General features: G+C 75.2%; 16 protein-coding genes. 10 read left to right on the plus strand and 6 right to left on the minus strand.

Features of this window, described 5'->3' with window-relative positions; genetic code table 11:
* Positions 1-13 precede the first annotated feature (13 nt).
* Positions 14-517 (minus strand): hypothetical protein, encoded by a 504-nt coding sequence (locus tag AB5J87_RS03825; RefSeq protein WP_369373905.1) that lies wholly within the window; start codon positions 515-517, stop codon positions 14-16.
* Positions 518-635: 118 nt separating this feature from the next.
* Between AB5J87_RS03825 and AB5J87_RS03830 the strand changes: the two genes are divergently transcribed.
* A complete protein-coding gene (locus tag AB5J87_RS03830) occupies positions 636-1,085 on the plus strand; it encodes a MarR family winged helix-turn-helix transcriptional regulator (RefSeq protein WP_369373907.1) in 450 nt (149 codons plus the stop codon).
* A gap of 48 nt (positions 1,086-1,133) precedes the next feature.
* On the opposite strand, the gene AB5J87_RS03835 is transcribed toward AB5J87_RS03830, so the two are convergent.
* Both AB5J87_RS03835 and AB5J87_RS03840 read right to left on the minus strand, forming a co-directional pair.
* Positions 1,134-1,679 carry a hypothetical protein gene (locus AB5J87_RS03835; protein WP_369373909.1) on the minus strand — a complete coding sequence of 182 codons (546 nt, stop codon included), beginning with the start codon at positions 1,677-1,679 and terminating at the stop codon, positions 1,134-1,136.
* Between the two features lie 106 nt (positions 1,680-1,785).
* Positions 1,786-2,604 (minus strand): maleylpyruvate isomerase family mycothiol-dependent enzyme, encoded by an 819-nt coding sequence (locus AB5J87_RS03840; protein ID WP_369373911.1) that lies wholly within the window; start codon positions 2,602-2,604, stop codon positions 1,786-1,788.
* 198 nt (positions 2,605-2,802) lie between these two features.
* Between AB5J87_RS03840 and AB5J87_RS03845 the strand changes: the two genes are divergently transcribed.
* The 5 genes from AB5J87_RS03845 to AB5J87_RS03865 all read left to right on the plus strand — a co-directional run bounded on the left by AB5J87_RS03845 (position 2,803) and on the right by AB5J87_RS03865 (position 10,878).
* Positions 2,803-4,176 carry an amidase gene (locus AB5J87_RS03845; RefSeq protein ID WP_369373913.1) on the plus strand — a complete coding sequence of 458 codons (1,374 nt, stop codon included), beginning with the start codon at positions 2,803-2,805 and terminating at the stop codon, positions 4,174-4,176.
* Between the two features lie 138 nt (positions 4,177-4,314).
* Positions 4,315-5,709 carry a hypothetical protein gene (locus AB5J87_RS03850; protein ID WP_369373915.1) on the plus strand — a complete coding sequence of 465 codons (1,395 nt, stop codon included), beginning with the start codon at positions 4,315-4,317 and terminating at the stop codon, positions 5,707-5,709.
* A gap of 146 nt (positions 5,710-5,855) precedes the next feature.
* Complete coding sequence (locus tag AB5J87_RS03855; RefSeq protein ID WP_369373917.1) at positions 5,856-8,468, plus strand: SpoIIE family protein phosphatase; 2,613 nt, start codon at positions 5,856-5,858, stop codon at positions 8,466-8,468.
* Between the two features lie 149 nt (positions 8,469-8,617).
* Positions 8,618-9,487 (plus strand): AAA family ATPase, encoded by an 870-nt coding sequence (locus tag AB5J87_RS03860; protein WP_369373919.1) that lies wholly within the window; start codon positions 8,618-8,620, stop codon positions 9,485-9,487.
* Positions 9,484-10,878 (plus strand): VWA domain-containing protein, encoded by a 1,395-nt coding sequence (locus AB5J87_RS03865; RefSeq protein WP_369373921.1) that lies wholly within the window; start codon positions 9,484-9,486, stop codon positions 10,876-10,878. The genes AB5J87_RS03860 and AB5J87_RS03865 overlap by 4 nt, the downstream gene beginning before the upstream one ends.
* Positions 10,879-10,882: 4 nt before the next feature.
* On the opposite strand, the gene AB5J87_RS03870 is transcribed toward AB5J87_RS03865, so the two are convergent.
* Positions 10,883-12,265: an FAD-binding oxidoreductase gene (locus AB5J87_RS03870; RefSeq protein ID WP_369373923.1), complete on the minus strand. Its 1,383-nt coding sequence runs from the start codon at positions 12,263-12,265 to the stop codon at positions 10,883-10,885.
* 222 nt (positions 12,266-12,487) lie between these two features.
* On the opposite strand from AB5J87_RS03870, the gene AB5J87_RS03875 reads away from it, so the two are divergent.
* Complete coding sequence (locus AB5J87_RS03875; protein WP_369373925.1) at positions 12,488-13,606, plus strand: sulfite oxidase; 1,119 nt, start codon at positions 12,488-12,490, stop codon at positions 13,604-13,606.
* Between the two features lie 21 nt (positions 13,607-13,627).
* On the opposite strand, the gene AB5J87_RS03880 is transcribed toward AB5J87_RS03875, so the two are convergent.
* Both AB5J87_RS03880 and AB5J87_RS03885 read right to left on the minus strand, forming a co-directional pair.
* Positions 13,628-14,302, minus strand: coding sequence for a DUF4232 domain-containing protein (locus tag AB5J87_RS03880; protein WP_369373927.1), 675 nt, complete (start codon positions 14,300-14,302; stop codon positions 13,628-13,630).
* Between the two features lie 131 nt (positions 14,303-14,433).
* Positions 14,434-15,738 (minus strand): hypothetical protein, encoded by a 1,305-nt coding sequence (locus AB5J87_RS03885; RefSeq protein ID WP_369373929.1) that lies wholly within the window; start codon positions 15,736-15,738, stop codon positions 14,434-14,436.
* Positions 15,739-15,970: 232 nt separating this feature from the next.
* On the opposite strand from AB5J87_RS03885, the gene AB5J87_RS03890 reads away from it, so the two are divergent.
* The 3 genes from AB5J87_RS03890 to AB5J87_RS03900 all read left to right on the plus strand — a co-directional run bounded on the left by AB5J87_RS03890 (position 15,971) and on the right by AB5J87_RS03900 (position 19,018).
* Positions 15,971-17,029, plus strand: coding sequence for an NAD(P)H-dependent flavin oxidoreductase (locus AB5J87_RS03890; protein WP_369373931.1), 1,059 nt, complete (start codon positions 15,971-15,973; stop codon positions 17,027-17,029).
* A 79-nt stretch (positions 17,030-17,108) separates the two neighbouring features.
* Positions 17,109-18,053: an ABC transporter ATP-binding protein gene (locus AB5J87_RS03895; RefSeq protein WP_369373933.1), complete on the plus strand. Its 945-nt coding sequence runs from the start codon at positions 17,109-17,111 to the stop codon at positions 18,051-18,053.
* Positions 18,050-19,018, plus strand: a complete 969-nt coding sequence (locus tag AB5J87_RS03900) for an ABC transporter permease (RefSeq protein WP_369373935.1) — start codon at positions 18,050-18,052, stop codon at positions 19,016-19,018. The genes AB5J87_RS03895 and AB5J87_RS03900 overlap by 4 nt, the downstream gene beginning before the upstream one ends.
* Positions 19,019-19,120 lie beyond the last annotated feature (102 nt).

The raw sequence follows: 19,120 nt of genomic DNA on the forward strand, positions 1-19,120 counted from the left end.
GGGTTCGCGGGGGTCAGAGCTGGATGTCGAAGGTGACCTTGGCCTGCTCCACGGTCTCCTGGAGGACGCGCACCTGGCCGCGGGCGTTCTTGTACTTGCCGGTGCCGCCGGTGATGGCGAACTGCTCGTCGAAGACCGGGCCGGTGGCCGAGAGGCGGGCGGTGCCGGAGGTGGTGATCTTGCCGTCGGCCAGCTCGTAGACGAAGGTCAGCAGCTCGGCGGTGCGCGGCCGGGCGTCGGTGGAGATGCCCTGGAAGCTGCTGGTGCCCAGCTTGCGGCCGTCCTTGCCGACCAGGTCGCCGGTGCCGATCAGCTGGTCGCCGAGGGCGGAGTCCGCCGGGGCCACGTCGACCATGTTGATCGCGGTGCCCTTCTCCACGGCCTCGATGGTGAGCGAGTGCTGCGGGTACGACGCCGGGGCGGCGCCCGCCGTGGCGGGGCTGAGGGCGAGGACGACGCCGACGATCCCGGCGGTGGCCGCGGCGAGACCGAGTGCGGGGAGGGTGCGCTTGCGCATGACGGGCTCCATATATATGCAAATGAATTATCTGCCGGAGAAGACAATATGTCTGCCGATGCAGATATCGCAAGGGCAGGTTCTGCCGGTGCCGATGGTTTTCTGCCACTCTTGAGGCGTGAAGCGACAACTGCTCGATGACGACGACGTGACGCTGTACGGCCTGTTCGTGGAAGCCTTCAGCCGCCTCAAACCCCTGCTCCACCAGGACCTCGGGCTGCCCGAGACCTGGTTCGAGGTGCTGCTGCGGCTGGGCCGCACCCCCGGGCACGCCCTGCGGATGAGCGATCTGGCGGCGGCGGTGTCCTTCAGCTCCGGCGGCTTCACCCGGCTCGCCGACCGGATCGAGGAGGCGGGCCTGATCCGCCGCGAACCCGACCCGGACGACCGCCGGGCCGCCTTCGCCGTACTGACCGAGGACGGCGAGAAGGCGCTGGACCGCGCGCTCTCCAGCCATGTCGCCGGGCTGCGCACCTACTTCACCGGGCGGCTGTCCCCCGACGACCGCCACACCCTGGAGCGCGTCCTGCGCACCCTCCGGGACACGGACGCGGCCGGGCCCGCGTAGGCCCGGCCGCGTCGCATCAGATACGCCGGGCCCTCACCCGCACCCGCTTCACCGGACGACCTGGTCGCCGTCCGGCACGTCCTGGACGCTCACCAGGGCGCGCGGCAGGCAGAGTTGGCGCGCCACGGCCGCCGCGAGGCCGTCGTAGTCCGGGCCCTGCGGCACCGGGACCGCCTCGCCGTCGCCGTACGCCTCGATGGCCTTGGTGAAGTAGCCCGGGTGCCAGGCGCCCACCGCGCCCCGCACCTCCACGGCGGTGACCGCACGGCCGCCCACCGCCTTGCGCAGCGCGGGCAGGATCGCGTCCGACCGCAGCTCGCCCGGCACCTGGAACAGGCTGGCGTGGGCGCCCACCAGTCCGCCCTGGCGCAGCCGCACGGTCACCGTGAGGCAGCTGGTGACCGAGGGGTAGGTGAGCGCGCCGCCCCGGGCCACCTCCCCCAACTGCCCCTCGCGCACGGTCGCGGCCGGACCCGGGCGCTCCGCCGCCCGCGCCGGAGCGGTGGCCGTGGCCGCCAGGGCCGGCAGGGCCAGGGCGAGCGCCATCAGGGCGCGGCGGGACGGCTGTCGGACGGACGGCTGCGGTATGGACAAGAGGACTCCCGTGCTGGTCAGAGGCCGTACGAGGGTCCGTACGGCCGGGAGTCGAGTATCCCGGAGCGGCGTGCCCGCCCCCGGCGCCGGGGGGGGTGACAGGCCGTCAGGGCGCGGTGAACAGCGTCGGGAAGCGCGGGGCCAGCCAGGGCTTGCGGCCCCAGGCCAGCACCCGGCCGCGCGCGAGGGCGCCGCGCTGATCGATCCGGCCGAGCGCCATCAGCAGGAAGGTGACCGGCTCGATGGAGATGGTGCAGTCCGGGCGGCTCACGGGCCGGGCCGCCACCTCGGCCACGCCGTCCGTGAACACCACCCCGAACCGCGAACCGCCCCACAGGCGCACGGTGTAGCGCGCGTTCAGGCCGTGCGCGGTGGTGGGTTCGACCACCCGGGGCATCGCCTCCACCATGAACGGCACGCACAGGTCGGCCCGGCGCCGGTCGACCATGTGCGGGCGGCCCACCGCGCGGGCGATGTCATACCCGTGGCCCAGCATGTGGGTGAGGAGGTAGGACCCCAGCGTCGTCAGGTCCATGGTGCCCATCGGGGTGGCCAGCGGGGTGGTCGGCGCGGTGGGTGCGGCGACGGCGTCGAGCAGTTCCGCCGCGGTCGCCACGATCGTCGCGGCCAGCGGCTCCGCGGCGCGCTCGTCGAACTCGGCGAGCGCCCGCGCGTTGGCCTCGGCGATGCCGCCCGGTGTGCCGTCGCCGTGGGCGCGCGTGCGGCCGAGGGCGAGTTCGGCCATCAGCAGGTTGGCCTGGGCGAGATGGGCCGCCGTCTCGCCGAGGGTCCACTCCAGCCCGGGCACCGCGACACCGGTGTCCCCGGCGCCGCGCAGGAGTACGGCTATGTCCTCGGCGGTGCCGCGTATCGCCTCGTCGAGACCGGGCGGCAGGGGGTCGGTCCGCGGCTGCTGTGCGTTCATGGCGCCGGAGCCTGCCCCAGCCGGTGCCCCGTGTCCAGAGCCGGGCGTCCGGCGTCCCGCGTCCAGCACCCCCGCGTTCAGCACCGGGCACCGGGCGTCCCGCGTCAAGATCGACAGGTATCGACAGGACCCGCCGGGGTCGTCCACAGTGGCCTTTCTCGCACCCAGTGATCCACCACCAGCGCCGAGGGAGCCACCGTGACCCAGTGGGCAGGCCGCACCGCCACCGAGATAGCCGACGCGGTCCGCCGCGGCGAGGTCGCGCCCGCCGAGGTGGTGGCCGGGCACCTGGCGCGGATCGCCCGTCTCGACGGCCGGGTCGGCGCGTTCCGCGTGGTGCGCGAGAAGGCGGCGCGGGCGGAGGCCGAGGAGGTGGCCGGGCGGGCGGACCTGGCGCGGCTGCCGCTCGCCGGGGTGCCGGTGGCCGTCAAGGACAACCTCGCGGTGCGCGGCGAGTCCACCCGCAACGGCTCCGCCGCCTCGTCCACCGCACCGGCCGCCGAGGACCACGTCACGGTGGCCCGGCTGCGGGCGGCGGGCGCGGTCGTGGTGGGGCTCACGCACGTACCGGAGTTGTGCGTCTTCGGCACCACGGACGGGGTGCACGGCATCGCGCGCAACCCGTGGGACCCCTCCCGCACCGCGGGCGGCTCGTCCGGGGGCAGCGCGGCGGCGGTCGCCGCCGGCCTGGTGCCGCTCGCGCTCGGCAACGACGGCATGGGCTCGCTGCGCATCCCGGCCGCGCACTGCGGCCTGATCGGTCTCAAGCCGGGCACCGGCCGGGTTCCGGCCGATCTCGGCGGCGGCTGGTTCGGCATGTCGGAGAACGGGCCGCTGGCGACGACGGCCGCCGACGCCCGGCTGATGTTCTCGGTCCTGGCGGGCGAGGACCCGAACGCCGCGGCACGGGAGGGCGAGGGCGGTGCGGACGCGCCCGCCGAGGGGCTCAGGATCGCCGTCTCCACGCGCAGCCCGATCGTGGGAGTGCCGGTCGGCGCCGCCTACGCCGCACTGGCCCGGCGGGCCGCGCGGGCGCTGGCCGGTGCGGGCCACCGGGTGTCGGTGGCCCACCCGCCCTATCCGCTCTCCCTGGGCACGGCCGTCCTCGCGCGCTGGACGGGCGGCACCGCGCAGGACGCCCGGGGTCTGGACCCGGCGCTTCTGGCACCGCGCACCCGGCGCCACGCGGCGGTGGGCCGGTTCGCCGGGCGGGCGGGGCTGCTGCGGGCCGACCACCGGGGCGCGCTCAACCGGCGCCTCGGGCCGTTCTTCGAGGAGTACGACGTGCTGCTCACCCCGGCGCTGGCCCGGCGGGGACCGGCCGCGGCGCCCTGGCACGAGCGCGGATGGCTGGCCAACATCGCGGTCAACACCGCCTGCTCGCCGCTGACTCCCCCGTGGAACCTCTCCGGCCGTCCGGCCCTCGCCGTGCCGTTCGGGGTGCTGCCCACGGGGCTGCCGGGCTCGGTCCAACTCGTGGGGCGCCCCGGTTCGGAGCACCGGCTGCTGGATCTGGTGGCCCAGTTGGAGCGGAGCGACCCCTGGCGGCGGACGGCTCCCCTCGATGTGTGAGTGAACCTTCAACCGTCCTGGCGGGCCGGGGAGTTGGCGGGTGCCCGATATGACTGGCGCCGGGTGCGCATGGCATGATCACCCTTCACATTACTTGTCGGTAATGACCCCCACCTCCCACTTGAAGGTCACACCTCTGTGCGCATGCTCTCCAGACGCCTCCTGCTGCCCGGCCTGACCGCGCTGGCCCTCGCCGCCACCGGCTGCTCCTCCACCGGCCACACCACCGCCGCGCAGCCGGGCAGCACCGCCACCACCGCGGCCCCGGCCGACGACGCACAGCGGCAACTCGACGTGGCCGCCGCCCCGCAGGGCTCCACCGCGCCGACCTCGGTGGCCCGGGCCCGTACCGGCAGGGGCGGGCCCGAGAAGTCCTCGCTGAAGGTCGCCTCCTACGACAAGGCGAGCCGACGGGCCGTCATATCCAGCGCCCCGCAGGGGCACACCCCCGCGCCCGGCCACTCCCCCGCGCCGGACAAGCCGGTCGCCGTCGGCGACGTCATCGCCAGCGCGCCCGCGCCCGGCGCGCCCGACGGGCTGCTCGCCAAGGTCACCGAAGTCGTCGGCAAGAGCGAGCGCGGCACCGAGGTGAAGACCGCAGCCACCACGCTGGCCGCGGTCCTCAAGGACGACAAGGCCGACGGCAAGGTCCCGGTCGACCCGTCCTCGGTGGTGGTGAAGCCCCTGATGAAGGGCGTCACCTTCTCCTGGGCCAAGAGCCAGGGCGTCCGCTTCGGCCCCAAGGGCGCCAAGCTGCCGCTGGGCAACCTGCGCCTGGACGTGGACGCGGCGGTCGACACCGCCAAGGACGCCCCCGCCTCGGCGGGCGCCTCGGTGGCGGGCTTCGTCCAGCTCGCTCCCGAGGTCGAGTTCTCCTACGACGGCCGCTCGGGCGCCTTCGGGCCCAGCTCGGCGTTCCTCGGCATGAGCGGCGACTGGTCCTCGCAGTGGGCGCTCAAGGGCCGAGCCGCCGCGAGCACCGGCGCCCCCAAGCGCATCCCGTTCGCCAAGCTGCACACCGCCCCCGTCATCCAGGTCGGCCCGGTGCCGGTCGTCGTCAACCTCGACCTGACCTGCTACGTCCAGGTGGAGGCCGACGGCAAGGTCACCCTCGACGTCCGGCAGGACGTGCGCGGCGACTTCCGGGTCGGCGGCAGCTACACCCACGCCAAGGGCTGGAGCCCGGTCAGCACCTCGGCGGTGCACAGCACCCCGGTCACCGCGGCCGTCAGCGCCGCGGGCAGCGTCAAGGGCGCCCTGGGCGCCGAGGCGTCCGTCGGTCTGTACGGGGCCGTCGGCGTCACCGCGGACTTCGCCCCGTACCTGCGCGGCGAGGCCGACGCCAGGGCGACCGCGTCCAGCGACGGCAAGGCGTCGGTGAGCGGCGCCTGGGCGGTGTACGGCGGCTTCGACCTGAGTGGACAGCTCCACTTCCAGCTGGCCCTCTTCGGCACGCCGATGATCGAGCGGCGCATCCCGCTGGGCGCGCTGCACCGCGAGTGGCCGCTGGCCAAGGGCCACGCCGAGCGCTGACCCGCCGCGCCCGCGCCGACCTCCCCGAGGGCCGGAGGACGACCGTCTTCCGGCCCTCCCGCGTGATCGCACGAGGTGCGCGCTCCCCCGTCCCGGGCGCATTCTTGCTGTACCACCTACCGCGCGGCGCGGACGAGGGCAGACCGATGAGTGAGAGCGCCGAGAGCAGGCACTGGGCGCCGGAAGGGCTGACCGCACTGCTCACCGGGGCCGTGGCGCAGTCCATGTGCGCCGTCGGCGGCCATGTGGGCGGGGTGTACCTGCGCTCCGGCACCCCCGGTCTGCTGCGGCTGGCCGTGCTGGCCGGTCTGCCGGGCCCGCTCTTCCGGCCCTGGTGGCGGATGCACGTGGAGCGGCCGTTCCCGGTGGCCGACGCCCACCGCCTCGGGGTGCAGATCCAGCTGGCCGGGCCGATCGAGACCATGCGCCGCTACCCGCAGCTCGCGGCCGGTCTGCCGTTCCGCTTCGGATCGGTGTACGCGCCCGTGGCGACGCAGACCAAGGCGTACGGCGTCCTCACCGTGCTGCGGCCCGCGAGCTCCGACCCGTCGGCGGCGCCGCTGGACCGCGACCGGCTCACCGAGGTCGCCCAGGAGCTGGCGGACGGCCTGCGGGAGCTGGAGGCGGACGGCGGCGGGCGGGCCGAGTGGGACGCGGAGCCCCTGTGCGTACCCCCGCCCTCCCCGCCGGCCCCGCCCGGCCGCATCGGGCGGTTCTCCTGGGACCTGGGCACCGGGGCGGTGAGCGCCGACGCCGCCCTGTGCGCCCTGCTCGGCACCGCGCCCGCCGACTTCGCCGCGACGCCCGGTGCGCTGGCCGCCGCTGCGGTCCCGCGGGACGCGCCGCGGCTGCTGGCCGCACTGCGCGAGACGGCGGCCACGGGCCGGCCGCCCGCGCATCCGCTGTGGATCCGGGCCCCGCACGGCGGGCCGCGGCTGCTCGAACTCTCCGCGCCGGACGCCGCGCGCCGCCTCGACGGCCTGATCGTCGACGTGGGCCGGGCGGCGGCCGGGGACGGCGCGGCGGAGCTGCTGCCCGAGGGCGTCTTCACCCTCGACCGCCTCGGCCTGATCGGCTATGTGAACCCGCGCGCCGAACTGCTGCTGGGCCGCCCCCGCGACGGGCTGCTCGGCCGGTCGCTGTGGGACGGGGTGCCGTGGCTGGCCCGGCCCGCCTACGAGGACCATCTGCGCGGCGCGCTGCTGTCCAGGGATCCGGTGCACTTCCGGGTCAGACGCCCTCGGGAGGCGCGCGAAGGGGACCCGCCGGGCCCGTCGGGCGTCGACTGGCTGTCGCTGTCGGCGTACCCGGGCCCCGACGGGCTGACCTTCACCGCGGTCCCGCTGGGCCGGGACCGGGACGCCCCGGACGCGGGCGACGGCCGGGGCGCCGCCCGCCGCCCCGCCGGGCCCGGCGAGGAGCCCGGGGAGCTCGCGGAGGAGTGGACCGTCCCGCCCGCCGCCGCCACGGGGATCGCCCCCGCGGCGCCCGGCACCGCACCCGCGGGCGACGGGGACGGCGACGGCCGGAACGGGCCCGCCCCGCTCTACCCGCCCGTCGTCCTCGCCCTGGCGCTCAGCGAGGCCGTCACGGCCCGCCAGGTGTCGGCCGTGGTGATGCAGGAGCTGCTGCCCGCGTTCGGCGGGCGCCGGCTCGCCATCTACCTGCTCCAGGAGCGCCATCTCTATCTGGCCTGGGAGTCCGGCTTCCCCAAGGGCTTCCTCGATCCGTTCGACGGCGTGGCGCTGGACGTGCGGCTGCCCGGCGTGGAGACCCTGACCAGTGGCCGCCCCCTCTTCTTCGAGTCCATGGAGCAGCTCTCGGCCGCCTACCCGGGCATCCCGCTCGACGCCCAGCAGGGCGCCCGCGCGTTCCTGCCGCTGATCGCGTCGGGGCGCCCGGTCGGCTCCTGCATCCTCGGCTTCGACCGGCCGCGCGAGTTCAGCGCCCAGGAGCGCACGGTGCTGACCGCGCTCGCCGGGCTGATCGCGCAGGCCCTGGAGCGGGCGCAGCGCTACGACACGGAGGCGGCGCTGGCCCGCGGCCTCCAGTCGGCCCTGCTGCCGCACCGGCTCCCCGAGCATCCGCAGGTGGCGACGGCGGGCCGGTACCTGCCCGGCACCCAGGGCATGGACGTGGGCGGCGACTGGTACGACGTGGTGGAGGCGGGCGCGGGCCTCGCCTTCGTCATCGGCGACGTCCAGGGCCACGGCGTGCAGGCCGCCGCCACCATGGGCCAACTGCGCAGCGCGGTGCGGGCGTTCGCGATCGCCGGGCATCCGCCCGAGGAGGTGATGAGCGGCACCAACCAGCTGCTGATCGATCTGGACCCGGGCCAGTTCGCCAGCTGCTGCTACCTCCGCCTGGACCCGGTCACCGGGGTGCTGCGGGCCGCCCGCGCCGGACACCCCCAGCCGCTCCTGCGCCACCCCGACGGCCGCACCGAGGTCCTGGACCTGCCGGGCGGAGTGGTCCTCGGCGTGGACCCGTCGGCCCGCTACCCGGTGACCGAGCTGCGCCTGGAGCCGGGCGCGGTGCTCGCCCTGTACACCGACGGCCTGGTGGAGCGGCCGGGCACCGACATCGACGAGGGCGTCGAACGGCTGCGGACGGCGCTGGCCGGGGCCGCCGGGGCGGGGCGGGGCGCGGGCCCCTCGCTGGGCGCCACGGCGGACCGGCTGATCGAGGAGGCCCGCCGGGCCACCGACCGCCCGGACGACATCGCGCTCCTGCTGACCACGCGCCGCACCGCGCACTGAGAGCCGGGCATCGGGCGGGGTCCGGGCGCCCGCACCGGCCGTGACCTTCGCCGCAAACCGCGTACGCCCGTTGCCGAGCGGCCCGGCGGGCTGATCAAGTACAGGGGCGCCACTTCGCCGCGCCGAGCCGCAGAGCAGGAGAACACCCCATGACGACCGGGTACTTCACGTCCGTGGACGACGCCCGCGCACGCCTGGCGACGGCCGGTTACCTGGCCTCCCCGGCCGTCGCCACCACCGTCTTCCTCGCCGACCGGCTGGGCAAGCCGCTGCTGGTGGAGGGCCCGGCCGGGGTCGGCAAGACGGAACTGGCCAAGGCGGTCGCCGAGGTCGCGGGGGCCGGGCTGGTACGGCTGCAGTGCTACGAGGGCGTGGACGAGTCCCGGGCGCTGTACGAGTGGAACCACGCCAAGCAGCTGCTGCGGATCACCGCCGGGCGCGAGGAGTCGTGGGACGAGACGCGCACCGACATCTTCAGCGAGGAGTTCCTCCTCCCCCGCCCCCTGCTCACCGCCATCCGCGGCGCCGACCGCAAGGTCCTGCTGATCGACGAGGTGGACAAGGCGGACGTGGAGGTGGAGGGACTGCTCCTCGAAGTGCTCAGCGACTTCCAGGTCACCGTCCCCGAGCTGGGCACCATCGCCGCCACCACCCGCCCGTTCGCGGTGCTCACCTCCAACGCCGGCCGAGAGCTCTCCGAGGCCCTGCGCCGCCGCTGCCTCTTCCTGCACATCGGCTTCCCGGACGCCGCCTCGGAGCGCCGGATCGTCCGGCTCAAGGTCCCGGGTCTGGACGAGGCGCTCGCCGCGTCGGTGGTGCGGGTGGTGGGGGCGCTGCGGGCGATGGACCTGCGCAAGGCGCCGTCGGTGGCGGAGACCATCGACTGGGCCCGCACCCTGCTCGCGCTCGGCGCCACCACCCTGGACGAGGACCTCGTACGCGACAGCCTCGGCGTGGTCCTCAAGCACCAGGACGACATCGTCAAGGCCGCCGCCAAGCTCGACCTGGACGCCGTGTGACCGCCGGCGGCCCCTGGGGGAACGGCGGCGGGGATCCGGCCGGGGGCCTCACGGACCGGCTCACCGACCTGGTCCAGACGCTGCGCGCGCACGGGCTGCGCATCGGTCCGGGCGAGAGCGTCGACGCCGCGGCCGTGCTGGAGGTGCTCGGCCTCGACGACCGCGAACGGGTCCGGGAGGGCCTCGCCGCCGCCCTGCTCCACCAGGAGGCACAGCGGGCCGTCTTCGACCCGGTCTTCGATCTGTACTTCCCGCTCGCCGTCGGCGCCCCCCGCACCCCCGGCGCCGACCGCGACGACCTGCGCGAACGGCTCGCCGCCGCGCTCGCGGCCGACGACAGGGCCGCGCTCGCCCGGCTGGCGGCGGAGGCGGTGGACAGCCTGGGCGGCTACGGCTCCGTACCGGGCTCGGACGGTTTCTCGGCGCACCAGACGCTGGACCGGCTGCGCCCGCAGACGCTCCTCGCCCGGGTGCGGTCGACGCTCGGACGGGGGACGGAGGGCCGGACCGACTTCACCGACCGGCTGACCGACGACGAGATCCGCCACCGCATCGAGGCGTTCCGCGCCCAGGTGGGCACCGAGGCACGACGGCGGGTCGCCGAGCGGCGCGGCGCCGACGAGATCGCCCGCCGGGCGGTGCGGCCCACCGCCGACCGGGTCGACTTCCTGGTGGCGGGCCGCGCCCAGCTCGACGAACTGCGCAGGACGGTCCAGCCGCTGGCCCGCAGGCTCGCCACCCGGCTCGCGGCGCGCCGCCGCCGGGCCGCCCGGGGGCGGATCGATCTGCGGCGCACCCTGCGCGGCTCGCTGTCGACCGGCGGGGTGCCGATGCGGCCGGTGCTGCGCCGCCGTCGCCCGGCCCGCCCCGAACTCGTCCTGCTCTGCGACGTGTCGGGGTCCGTCGCCGGTTTCGCGAACTTCACGATGCTGCTGGTGCAGGCGCTCCACGACCAGTTCGCCAAGGTGCGGGTGTTCGCCTTCGTCAACCGGGTCGACGAGGTGACCGCACTGCTCCGCCCGGGGGCGGCGGACCCGGCGGGCCTCGGCGACCGCATCGCGGCTCGGGCGGCGGTGACCGGCCGGCACAGCAGCAGCGACTACGGCACCGCGCTGGGCGAGTTCGCCGAGTTCCATCTGGACGCGGTCGGCCCGCGCACCGCCGTCTTCGTCCTGGGCGACGCCCGTACGAACATGAGCGACCCCAATCTGCCCGCCCTGCGCCGCATCGCGGAGCGCGCCCGCCGGGTGTACTGGCTCAACCCGGAGCCGGTGTCCCAGTGGGCGACGGGCGATTCGGCGGCGCTCGACTACGCCGAGCTGGTCGAGATGCACGTGTGCCGCAACGCGCACCAGCTGACCGGGCTGGTCGCCCGGCTGCTGCCGATCTGAGGCCCTACCCCTTCGCCGGTTCGATGTTCTGGTTGCCGTGGAAGAGGTTGCGCGGGTCGTAGGTGTGCTTCACCGCCGCCAGCCGGTCGTACTGGTCGCGGTAGGTGGCCCGGACCCGGTCCTGGCCCTCGCCCTCCCCGATGAAGTTCACATAGCTGCCGCCCATGGAGTGCGGGTGCAGCTCCTCCCAGTAGTCGACGCACCACTGTCTGACGGTCTCGGCGTTGGCCGGGTCGGGGTCGACGCCGCCGATGATCCCGGACCAGACGGCGTCGCGGTAGCCCCAGGCCGTCTCACCGGCGCCGACGCGGTGGGCCGCGCCGTCGACGGGGTACAGGTGCATCGTCGACAGGCCGGTGGGCAGGCCCTCGGCGTACTTGGCGTGCACGTCGATGGCGCCGTCGCCGATCCGGTCGAAGAAGTCACCGCGCCAGTACCACTGCAGACCGGTCGGGATGAGCTCGTCGAACATGCCCTGCACCATCGGGTAGGGCATCGGCGCCGTGAAGTGGAAGGCGGGCGGGCCGGGTTCACCGACCGCTTCCAGCGCCTTTGCGGCCAGCTCCGGGTCGCCGGTCCAGCACCACACCACGCCGCACATCTTCTGCCCGTGGATCTCCTCCGGGAACGGCGGCCCCGGCGGCACGACCAGCGACGCGTAGAAGCCGTTGAGGTCGTCCGGCGCCTGCGGCAGGAACTCGCGGTACCAGCGCAGCACATCGCCGATCCGGTCCAGCGTCCACACCGTCACGCCGAGCACCACGGTGTGCACCGGGTGCAGCCGGAAGGTGAAGGAGGTGACGACGCCGAAGTTGCCGCCGCCACCGCGCAGCGCCCAGAACAGGTCCGGGTGGTGCTGTGCGTCGGCGGTGACGAACGAGCCGTCGGCCAGCACCACGTCCGCCGCCAGCAGGTTGTCGATGGTCAGCCCGTACTTGCGGGTGAGGTGGCCGTGTCCGCCGCCGAGGGTCAGCCCGCCGACCCCGGTGGTCGACATGATGCCCGCGGGTGTGGCCAGGCCGAACGCGTGCGCCGCGTGGTCCAGGTCCTGGATCAGGCTGCCGCCGCCGACCTGGGCGGTCTCCGCCGCGGGGTCGACGCGGGCCCAGCGCATGGGCGCCAGGTCGAGGGTGACGGCGTCGTCCGCCACGCACAGCCCGGCGCCGCTGTGCCCGCCGCCGCGGACCGCGATGTCGATGCCGTGGTCGCGCAGGAAGTCGACCGCGTCGATGACGTCGCCCGCGTCCGTGCACCGCACCACGGCGGCCGGTCTGCGGTCGATCATCGCGTTGTAGATCTTGCGGACCCGGTGGTACTCGGGGTCCTGCGGGCCGATGACCGGGCCGCGCAGTACGGTCCGCATCGCCTCCAGCGTCGTGCCGTCCATGGCGATCTCCTCGAACCGCACCGCCCGTCCCCTGCTGGGCCGCCGGTGTGGCTGAGCGCGCCGGTGCCCCGGTGTCCTCGCGCACCTCCACCGCACCGGACGCCACAGGGCTGACACCACCAGCGTCCCGCCGCCCGCGCGCACGCGCAATCGCGGCCCGGCCCACCGCCCGCCCGCCCCTCCGGAGTGCCCCGGACCCGCCGCCGGGCGCACCATGGGGACATGGACGGCGGCATCGGCGACATCAGCGCACCGGGGCGTCTGGCCGGTCCCGGCGAGGGGATCGGACCCGATGAACTCGCCCTGACCACCCGCAACCACGGGCTCCCGCTCGAAGCCCTGCGCTACGACGTCACCCCGCCGGGCCTGCACTACGTACTGGTCCACTACGACATCCCGGAGGGCGACGCGGACACCTGGCGGCTCACCGTGAGCGGCCGGGTACGCACCGCGCTCACCCTGGACCTGCCGGCCCTGCGCGCCTTCCCGGCCGTCACGCGCCGGGTGACGATGGAGTGCGCGGGCAACGGCCGCGCCCGCCTCACCCCCCGCCCGGTGAGCCAGCCCTGGCTGGTCGAGGGCGTGGGCACCGCCGACTGGACCGGGGTGCCGCTGCGCACGCTGCTGGGCGAGTGCGGGGTGGAGCAGGACGCCGTGGAGGCGGTGTTCACCGGCGCCGACCACGGGGTGGAGCGCGGGGTGGAGCAGGACTACCGGCGCAGCCTGCCGCTCCGGGACGCGCTGCGGGGCGACCCCGAGGTGCTGGTGGCGTACGCGATGAACGGCGGCCCGCTGCCGCCCCAGCACGGCCGTCCGCTGCGGCTCGTGGCGCCGGGCTGGTACGGGATGGCGCACGTGAAGTGGCTGCGCGACATCACGCTGACCGACACCGCCTTCACCGGGTTCCAGCAGCAAGTGGCCTACCGCTACCGGCAGTCGGCCGACGATCCGGGCGTGCCGGTCACCCGGATCGCCCCGCGCGCGCTGATGGTGCCGCCCGGCTTCCCCGACTTCATGTCCCGCACCCGGGTGGTGCGCCCGGGCCCCGTGGAGCTGACGGGCCGGGCCTGGTCGGGCCGGGCCCCGGTGACCCGGGTGGAGGTGTGCGGGGACGACGGCGGCGGCTGGTACGAGGCCGAACTCGATCCGCCCGACGGGCACACCTGGGCCTGGCGCCGCTGGCGGGCGTGGTGGACGGCCACGCCCGGCAGGCACGTCCTGAGCGTCCGCGCCACCGACGCCTCCGGCGCCGCCCAGCCGGTGGAGCAGCCGTGGAACCGCGGCGGCTTCGCCAACAACCTGGTGCAGCGCGTCCCGGTGTACTGCCCCGAGGACGGCTGATCCGCCCGGCCGCCCGCCGCCCTAGACCGGCTTGACGGCGGAGAGCGGGGTTACGCCCACCGTGTTGTCGCACTCGGCGAGCACCCCGTCGTCCAGGGCCGTCTGGTGATGTCCGGCGCCGGGCACACCGAGCACCATCGTGGGGTACGAGGCCGGGGTGGAGCCGGACGTGCAGTAGCCGTCGGCCTCGCCGGACACCGGGACGAAGGTCAGCTTGGTCCAGGCGCGCGCCCCGGGTGCGAGCAGCACGGTGGTGGCGGTGCCGGTGTGATGGACCGTCAGGGGAACGTTCTTGTCGGGCGAACCGTTGCCCGCGCCCGCCACCGTGACGAAGCCGCGCACCGTGCAGGGGTGGGCGGAGGTGTTGGTGAACCCGACGACCGCCGCCCCGGTGCCGGTGCCCTGCGGGCGCTTGGCCGACTGGTGGGCCGGGGTCGCCTTGAGGTCCACGGCGCCGCACTTGGCGGGCGCGTGCCGGGCCTTGCCGCTGCCCGCCGACCCGGGCGTGGCCGTACCGGCGGGCGCCGGGGCGTGGGTGGCCGGGTCCTTGGTGTGCGGGGCGGCCGTGCTGCTCGGCACCACCGGCGCGGGGGCGGAGGGCCCCTTGCCGGTCGGGTCGCAGCCGACCACCAGCGTGCCCGCCGCGACCGCCAGCGCGGCCACCGCGATCGTGCGGCGCGTGTGTGTGAAGTCCATCATTCCCCCCGGGGCCACGGCCGGTCCGCACCGGCCCTCGCGGTACGACACACCTCCCGCCGGGACATCGGTTCGCGCGCCGGGGCCAGTGTGGCGCGACCGTTACAGACCGCCGTGGCGCGGTCGCGCGGTCAGCGGAAGGCCGCCACCACCGCGCCCCACTGGGCGGTGGTCGTCCCCGTCGCCGCGCAGTCCCGGTCGTCCGGGGCGGTGCGGTACGCGGTGGAGAGCCGGTACGACGACAGCTTCAGCACGGGCAGCGTCCGCCACTCGGCCGAATGGCCGGCCGGGGTGCCGCTGTTGGTGCCGACGGCGGCGACCAGCAGGTCCCCCGGTGCGCAGCCGACCTGTCCGTCGCCGGTGCTGAAGGCGCTGCCACCCGCTTCCCCATGGGCGTACGCGCCTCCCACCACCGTGCTGATCCCGCGGAACTCGTCGACCGCCACGTGGTACTTGCTCGCCCGTGGATACCCGACCCTGAGCGAGTCGGAGGTGGTGAGCGGGTGGACGTGGAAGCCCACCATCAGCAGGGTGCGGTGGCCATGCCCGTCGGTCGCCTCCCCCGCGTCGCGGAACTCGTCGCCCCGGGTGTCCGTCACCCGCACGGGACCGGAACAGGCGCTGGTGAGCATGACGCTGACGACCAGCGCGTCGCCGCCCGTCACCGGCGAGGTGACCGGAAGGACGACGTCGGTGCCGGAGAGGATCTGCGCGTCGGCGGCGGGTCTGCCCACCCACGCGGGGCGCGCCCGCACGGGCCGCGCCGCCGTGCCGCCGCCCGGTGGTACGGCCGCGGGGTCCGAGCCCTTGGCGCTCGGGGCGCAGGGCTCCGCCGGGCCGGGCCGTCCGCTGCCGTGCGCCCGGCCCGGCGCCCCGATCAGCCCGAGCACCGCGCCCGCCCCGAGGAGCACGCCGAGCACCAACGTGGCGCCATGGGTGAGCAGTCGGCGCCGCCGGTGGGCCGGCCGCCCACGGCCCGGCACCGGAGCCACGGCCCCGGTGTGCTCCTCGGCCGTCCGTGGTTCCGCCTCGGGCGGGTCGGCCGCCGCCCGTGCGCCCGGTTCCCCGGACCGTTCGCCCCCGCGGCCGTCCGCCGGGTCCGCTGCCGCGCCTTGGTCGCTGCGTTTGACCGAATCCAGCCGGATCCGGGTCCACGCGTCCTTCCAGCGCGGCAGTTCACCCTCCGCCACACCGAACGCCCGCAGCAGTGCCAGCACCCGCTCCCAGGGCGGCGGCGCGGGGCGCTCCTCGTTCAGGGCGTGCGCGATCGTCGTCCTCGGCAGCCCGCTGCGCCGCTGCAACTCGCGCAGGGACAGGCTCTCCACCGCCTTGATGGCCCGCAGCGCCGCCACGAGCTCGGTGGCGGTGCCGAGTGTCTCCGGATCGGGCAGACCACTGTCGTCCGGTGTCGGCCCTTCCCTCTCCATGCTGGTCATGACTCCCCCATAAGTCCGTTCCCCCGCGGCCGGATTCGACCTGCCGGGCGGCCGGATCGTACGCCTCGGCCACCCGCCCCGCCTATGGATCAATCAGCCATGAGCGCAGCTCCGGGCCGTTCCCGGGCCTTGGGCGAGCCCTCGGGGACGCCCGGGGCGACACGGTGTTCACCCACGGGAAGGAGCATGATCGCAAGTACAGATCCGCACCTCTCACCCTTGGAGGCCGACCGTGCCGTTCCATCCCGAAAGTCTCGCCGTCCCGCTCGTCCAGGCCCCCATGGCGGGCGGCGCCTCCACCCCCGAACTGGCCGCCGCCGTCGGCGAGTCGGGGGCGCTCGGCTTCCTGGCCGCCGGGTACCGCACGGCACGGGACGTGCGCGAGCAGATCGCCCGCACCCGTGAACTCACCGCGCGCCCCTTCGGCGTCAACCTCTTCGTACCGGCGCCGCCCGCGCCGTCCGTGGCCGAGGCGGTGGCCGCGTACCGCGAGGAGCTCCTGGCGGACGCCGAGGCGTACGGCATCACCCTGCCCGAGCCGGTCGACGGGGCCGACGACGACGAGTGGGGCGACAAGCTGGACGTGCTCACGCGCGAGCCGGTGCCGGTCGTCTCCTTCACCTTCGGGCTGCCCGCCGCCGCCGAGGCCGAGGCGCTGCACCGCGCGGGCAGCCATCTCGTGGGGACGGTCACCACGGTGGACGAGGCCGTGGCCGCCGAGGCGGCGGGGATGGACGCGCTGTGCGTCCAGGGTCCGGACGCGGGCGGCCACCGCGGCACGTACGACGCCGGGGCCCGGCCGCAGGAGGTGCCGCTGCTGGAGCTGCTGGCGGCGGTACGGGAGCGGACCGGGCTCCCGCTGATCGCCGCGGGCGGCCTGGGCACGGGCGAGGACATCGCCGCGGTCCTCACCTCGGGCGCCGTCGCCGCGCAGCTGGGCACGCTGTATCTGCGGACGGACGAGTCGGGCGCCTCGCGGACGCACAAGGACGCCCTGGCCGATCCCCGTTTCACGGAGACGGTGGTGACCCGGGCGTTCTCGGGCCGCCCCGCGCGGGGGCTGCGCAACCGTTTCATCGACGCGCACGACGCGCACGCGCCCGTCGCGTACCCGCAGGTGCACCACCTGACCAAGGGGCTGCGGGCCGCCGCCGCCCAGCGCGGGGACGCCGAGCGGCTCCATCTGTGGGCGGGCCGGCGCCACCGCCTCGCCCCGGCCGTACCGGCCGCCGAGCTCACCCGCGACCTGTGGTCCCGCACCCGCGCGGCCCTGCCGCCCGCCGCCCGGTGACGGGGGGCGTTTGACACGTCCTCGCCAGAGCACCATGATTCCACTAGTTGACTAGTGGAATCATGGAAAGGGGGGACGCGTGCGAGGCACGGACGATCACGGAGCCGCCGACGCCCGGTGGGCCCTGGAAGCCCGCGGGCTGGGGAAGAGGTACCGGCGCGGCTGGGCCCTCAAGGACTGCACGGTCCGGATTCCGGCCGGCCGCATCTGCGGCCTGGTCGGCCCCAACGGGGCGGGCAAGAGCACCCTGCTCAACCTGGCGACCCGGCTCACCGAGGCGACCGAGGGCGAGCTGCGGATCTTCGGAGTGCCGGCCGACGACCCGGCCGCGATGCCCCGGTACGCGTATCTCGACCAGGACAAGCCGCTGTTCAAGCGGTTCACGGTGGCCGAGACCCTGCGGCTCGGCCAGGAGCTCAACCCGGACTGGGACCAGGAGGCGGCCGAGCGCATCGTCGTCTCGGGCGGCCTGCCGCTGGACGCCCGGATCGACAGCCTCTCGGGCGGCCAGCGCACCCGCGCGGCCTTCGCCCTGGCCTTCGGCAAACGGCCCGACCTGCTGCTCCTGGACGAGCCGATGGCCGACCTCGACCCGCTGGCGCGCGACGAGATGAGCTCCCTGCTGATGTCCGAGGCCGCCGAGCGCGGCACCACCGTGCTGATGTCCTCCCATCTGCTCAGCGACCTTGAGCACATGTGCGACTACCTGCTCGTACTGGCCGGGGGCCGGGTCCGGATGGCCGGGGAGGCCGAGGAACTGGTGCCCATGCACACCCTGGTCACCGGTGTCACCGAGGACGGGCTGCTGCCCGCCGCGCTCGCCACCCACACCGTGGTCGACGTCCGCACCGCGGGACGCCAGTTCACCGCGATGGTCCGCACCGAGGGCCCGCTGGCCGCCGGCTGGCAGCTCGCGGAGCCCAGCATGGAGGAAGTCCTGCTCGCCTATCTGCGCAACCCCAAGGCGCCCGCGCTGCTGTCGCCGTCCGCCGTCCCCGGGCACCGAGAGGAGTACGCCGCGTGAGCACGCTGACCCGCCCCGCCGCCCGGCGCGACCCGGCCCGCACCAAGCCCCGGCGGCTGCGCGGTCTGGCCTGGCTGATGTTCCGTCAGCACCGCGTCGCGTTCGCCCTGTGCGCCGCCGCGACGGTGCTCGGCACGGCCTATCTCGCCTATGAGCGCGGCGCGTTCCTCGACACCCTGAACGGGGCGACCCCCTCGACGGTCGACGACGCGCTGCGCAGCCGGCTGGAGAACCGGTTCGACGACGCCGTCTCCTACCTGGCGTACCTGCCCATCCTCTTCGGGGCGTTCTTCGGCGCCCCGCTGATCGCCTCCGACCGCGAGCAGGGCACCGCACGCCTGGTCACCACCCAGTCGGTGCCCCGGATGCGCTGGCTGCTGGCGAAGCTCGGCTTCGCCCTCGGCCTGGTGGCGGTCACCACGGGAACGCTCAGCGCGGTGCTGAGCTGGTACTGGAGCTCGGCGCACCCGTTCCTCACCCAGGGCTGGCTCGACGGCGACTCGTTCACCGCCGCGGGCCCGGTCCTGGCGGCCATGACCCTGTTCCTGACGACGCTGGGCATCGCCATCGGCACCCTGGTGCGGCGCGCGGCGACCGCCATGACGCTCACCTTCGTCGCGTCGGGCGCCTTCCTGCTCCTCTTCGACTACCTGAAGCCCCGGCTCGCCACCCCGCACCGGATGGCGTTCCCCCTCGACACCGACCCCCCGGCCGCGCTCTCCCACGTCTACCAGGTCGACCAGTGGGTCGGCACGGCGTCCGGCAAGGTCTACGGGTACGGCACCTGCGTCCACTCCGACATGAAGGAGTGCCGCGCCCGCCTCGGGATCGTCAACTCGGTCTGGGACTACTTCACTTACGACCAGCGGGCCCCCATGCAGTGGACCGCCGCGGGGCTGCTGCTCGGCGGCACCGCCGTCCTGGTCGCCCTGATCGTGTGGCGGGCCCGCCGCCGCGCCTTCTGAGCGGGCACGACGCCCGGGCCCGCGCCGGGGAATGCGGCGCGGGCCCGGGCACGTACCGGCATAGGCTGTGCACACACCGTACGCGGGACGAAGGGAGGCAGA

This window comes from Streptomyces sp. cg36 (genome assembly GCF_041080675.1).
Lineage (GTDB): Bacteria > Actinomycetota > Actinomycetes > Streptomycetales > Streptomycetaceae > Streptomyces.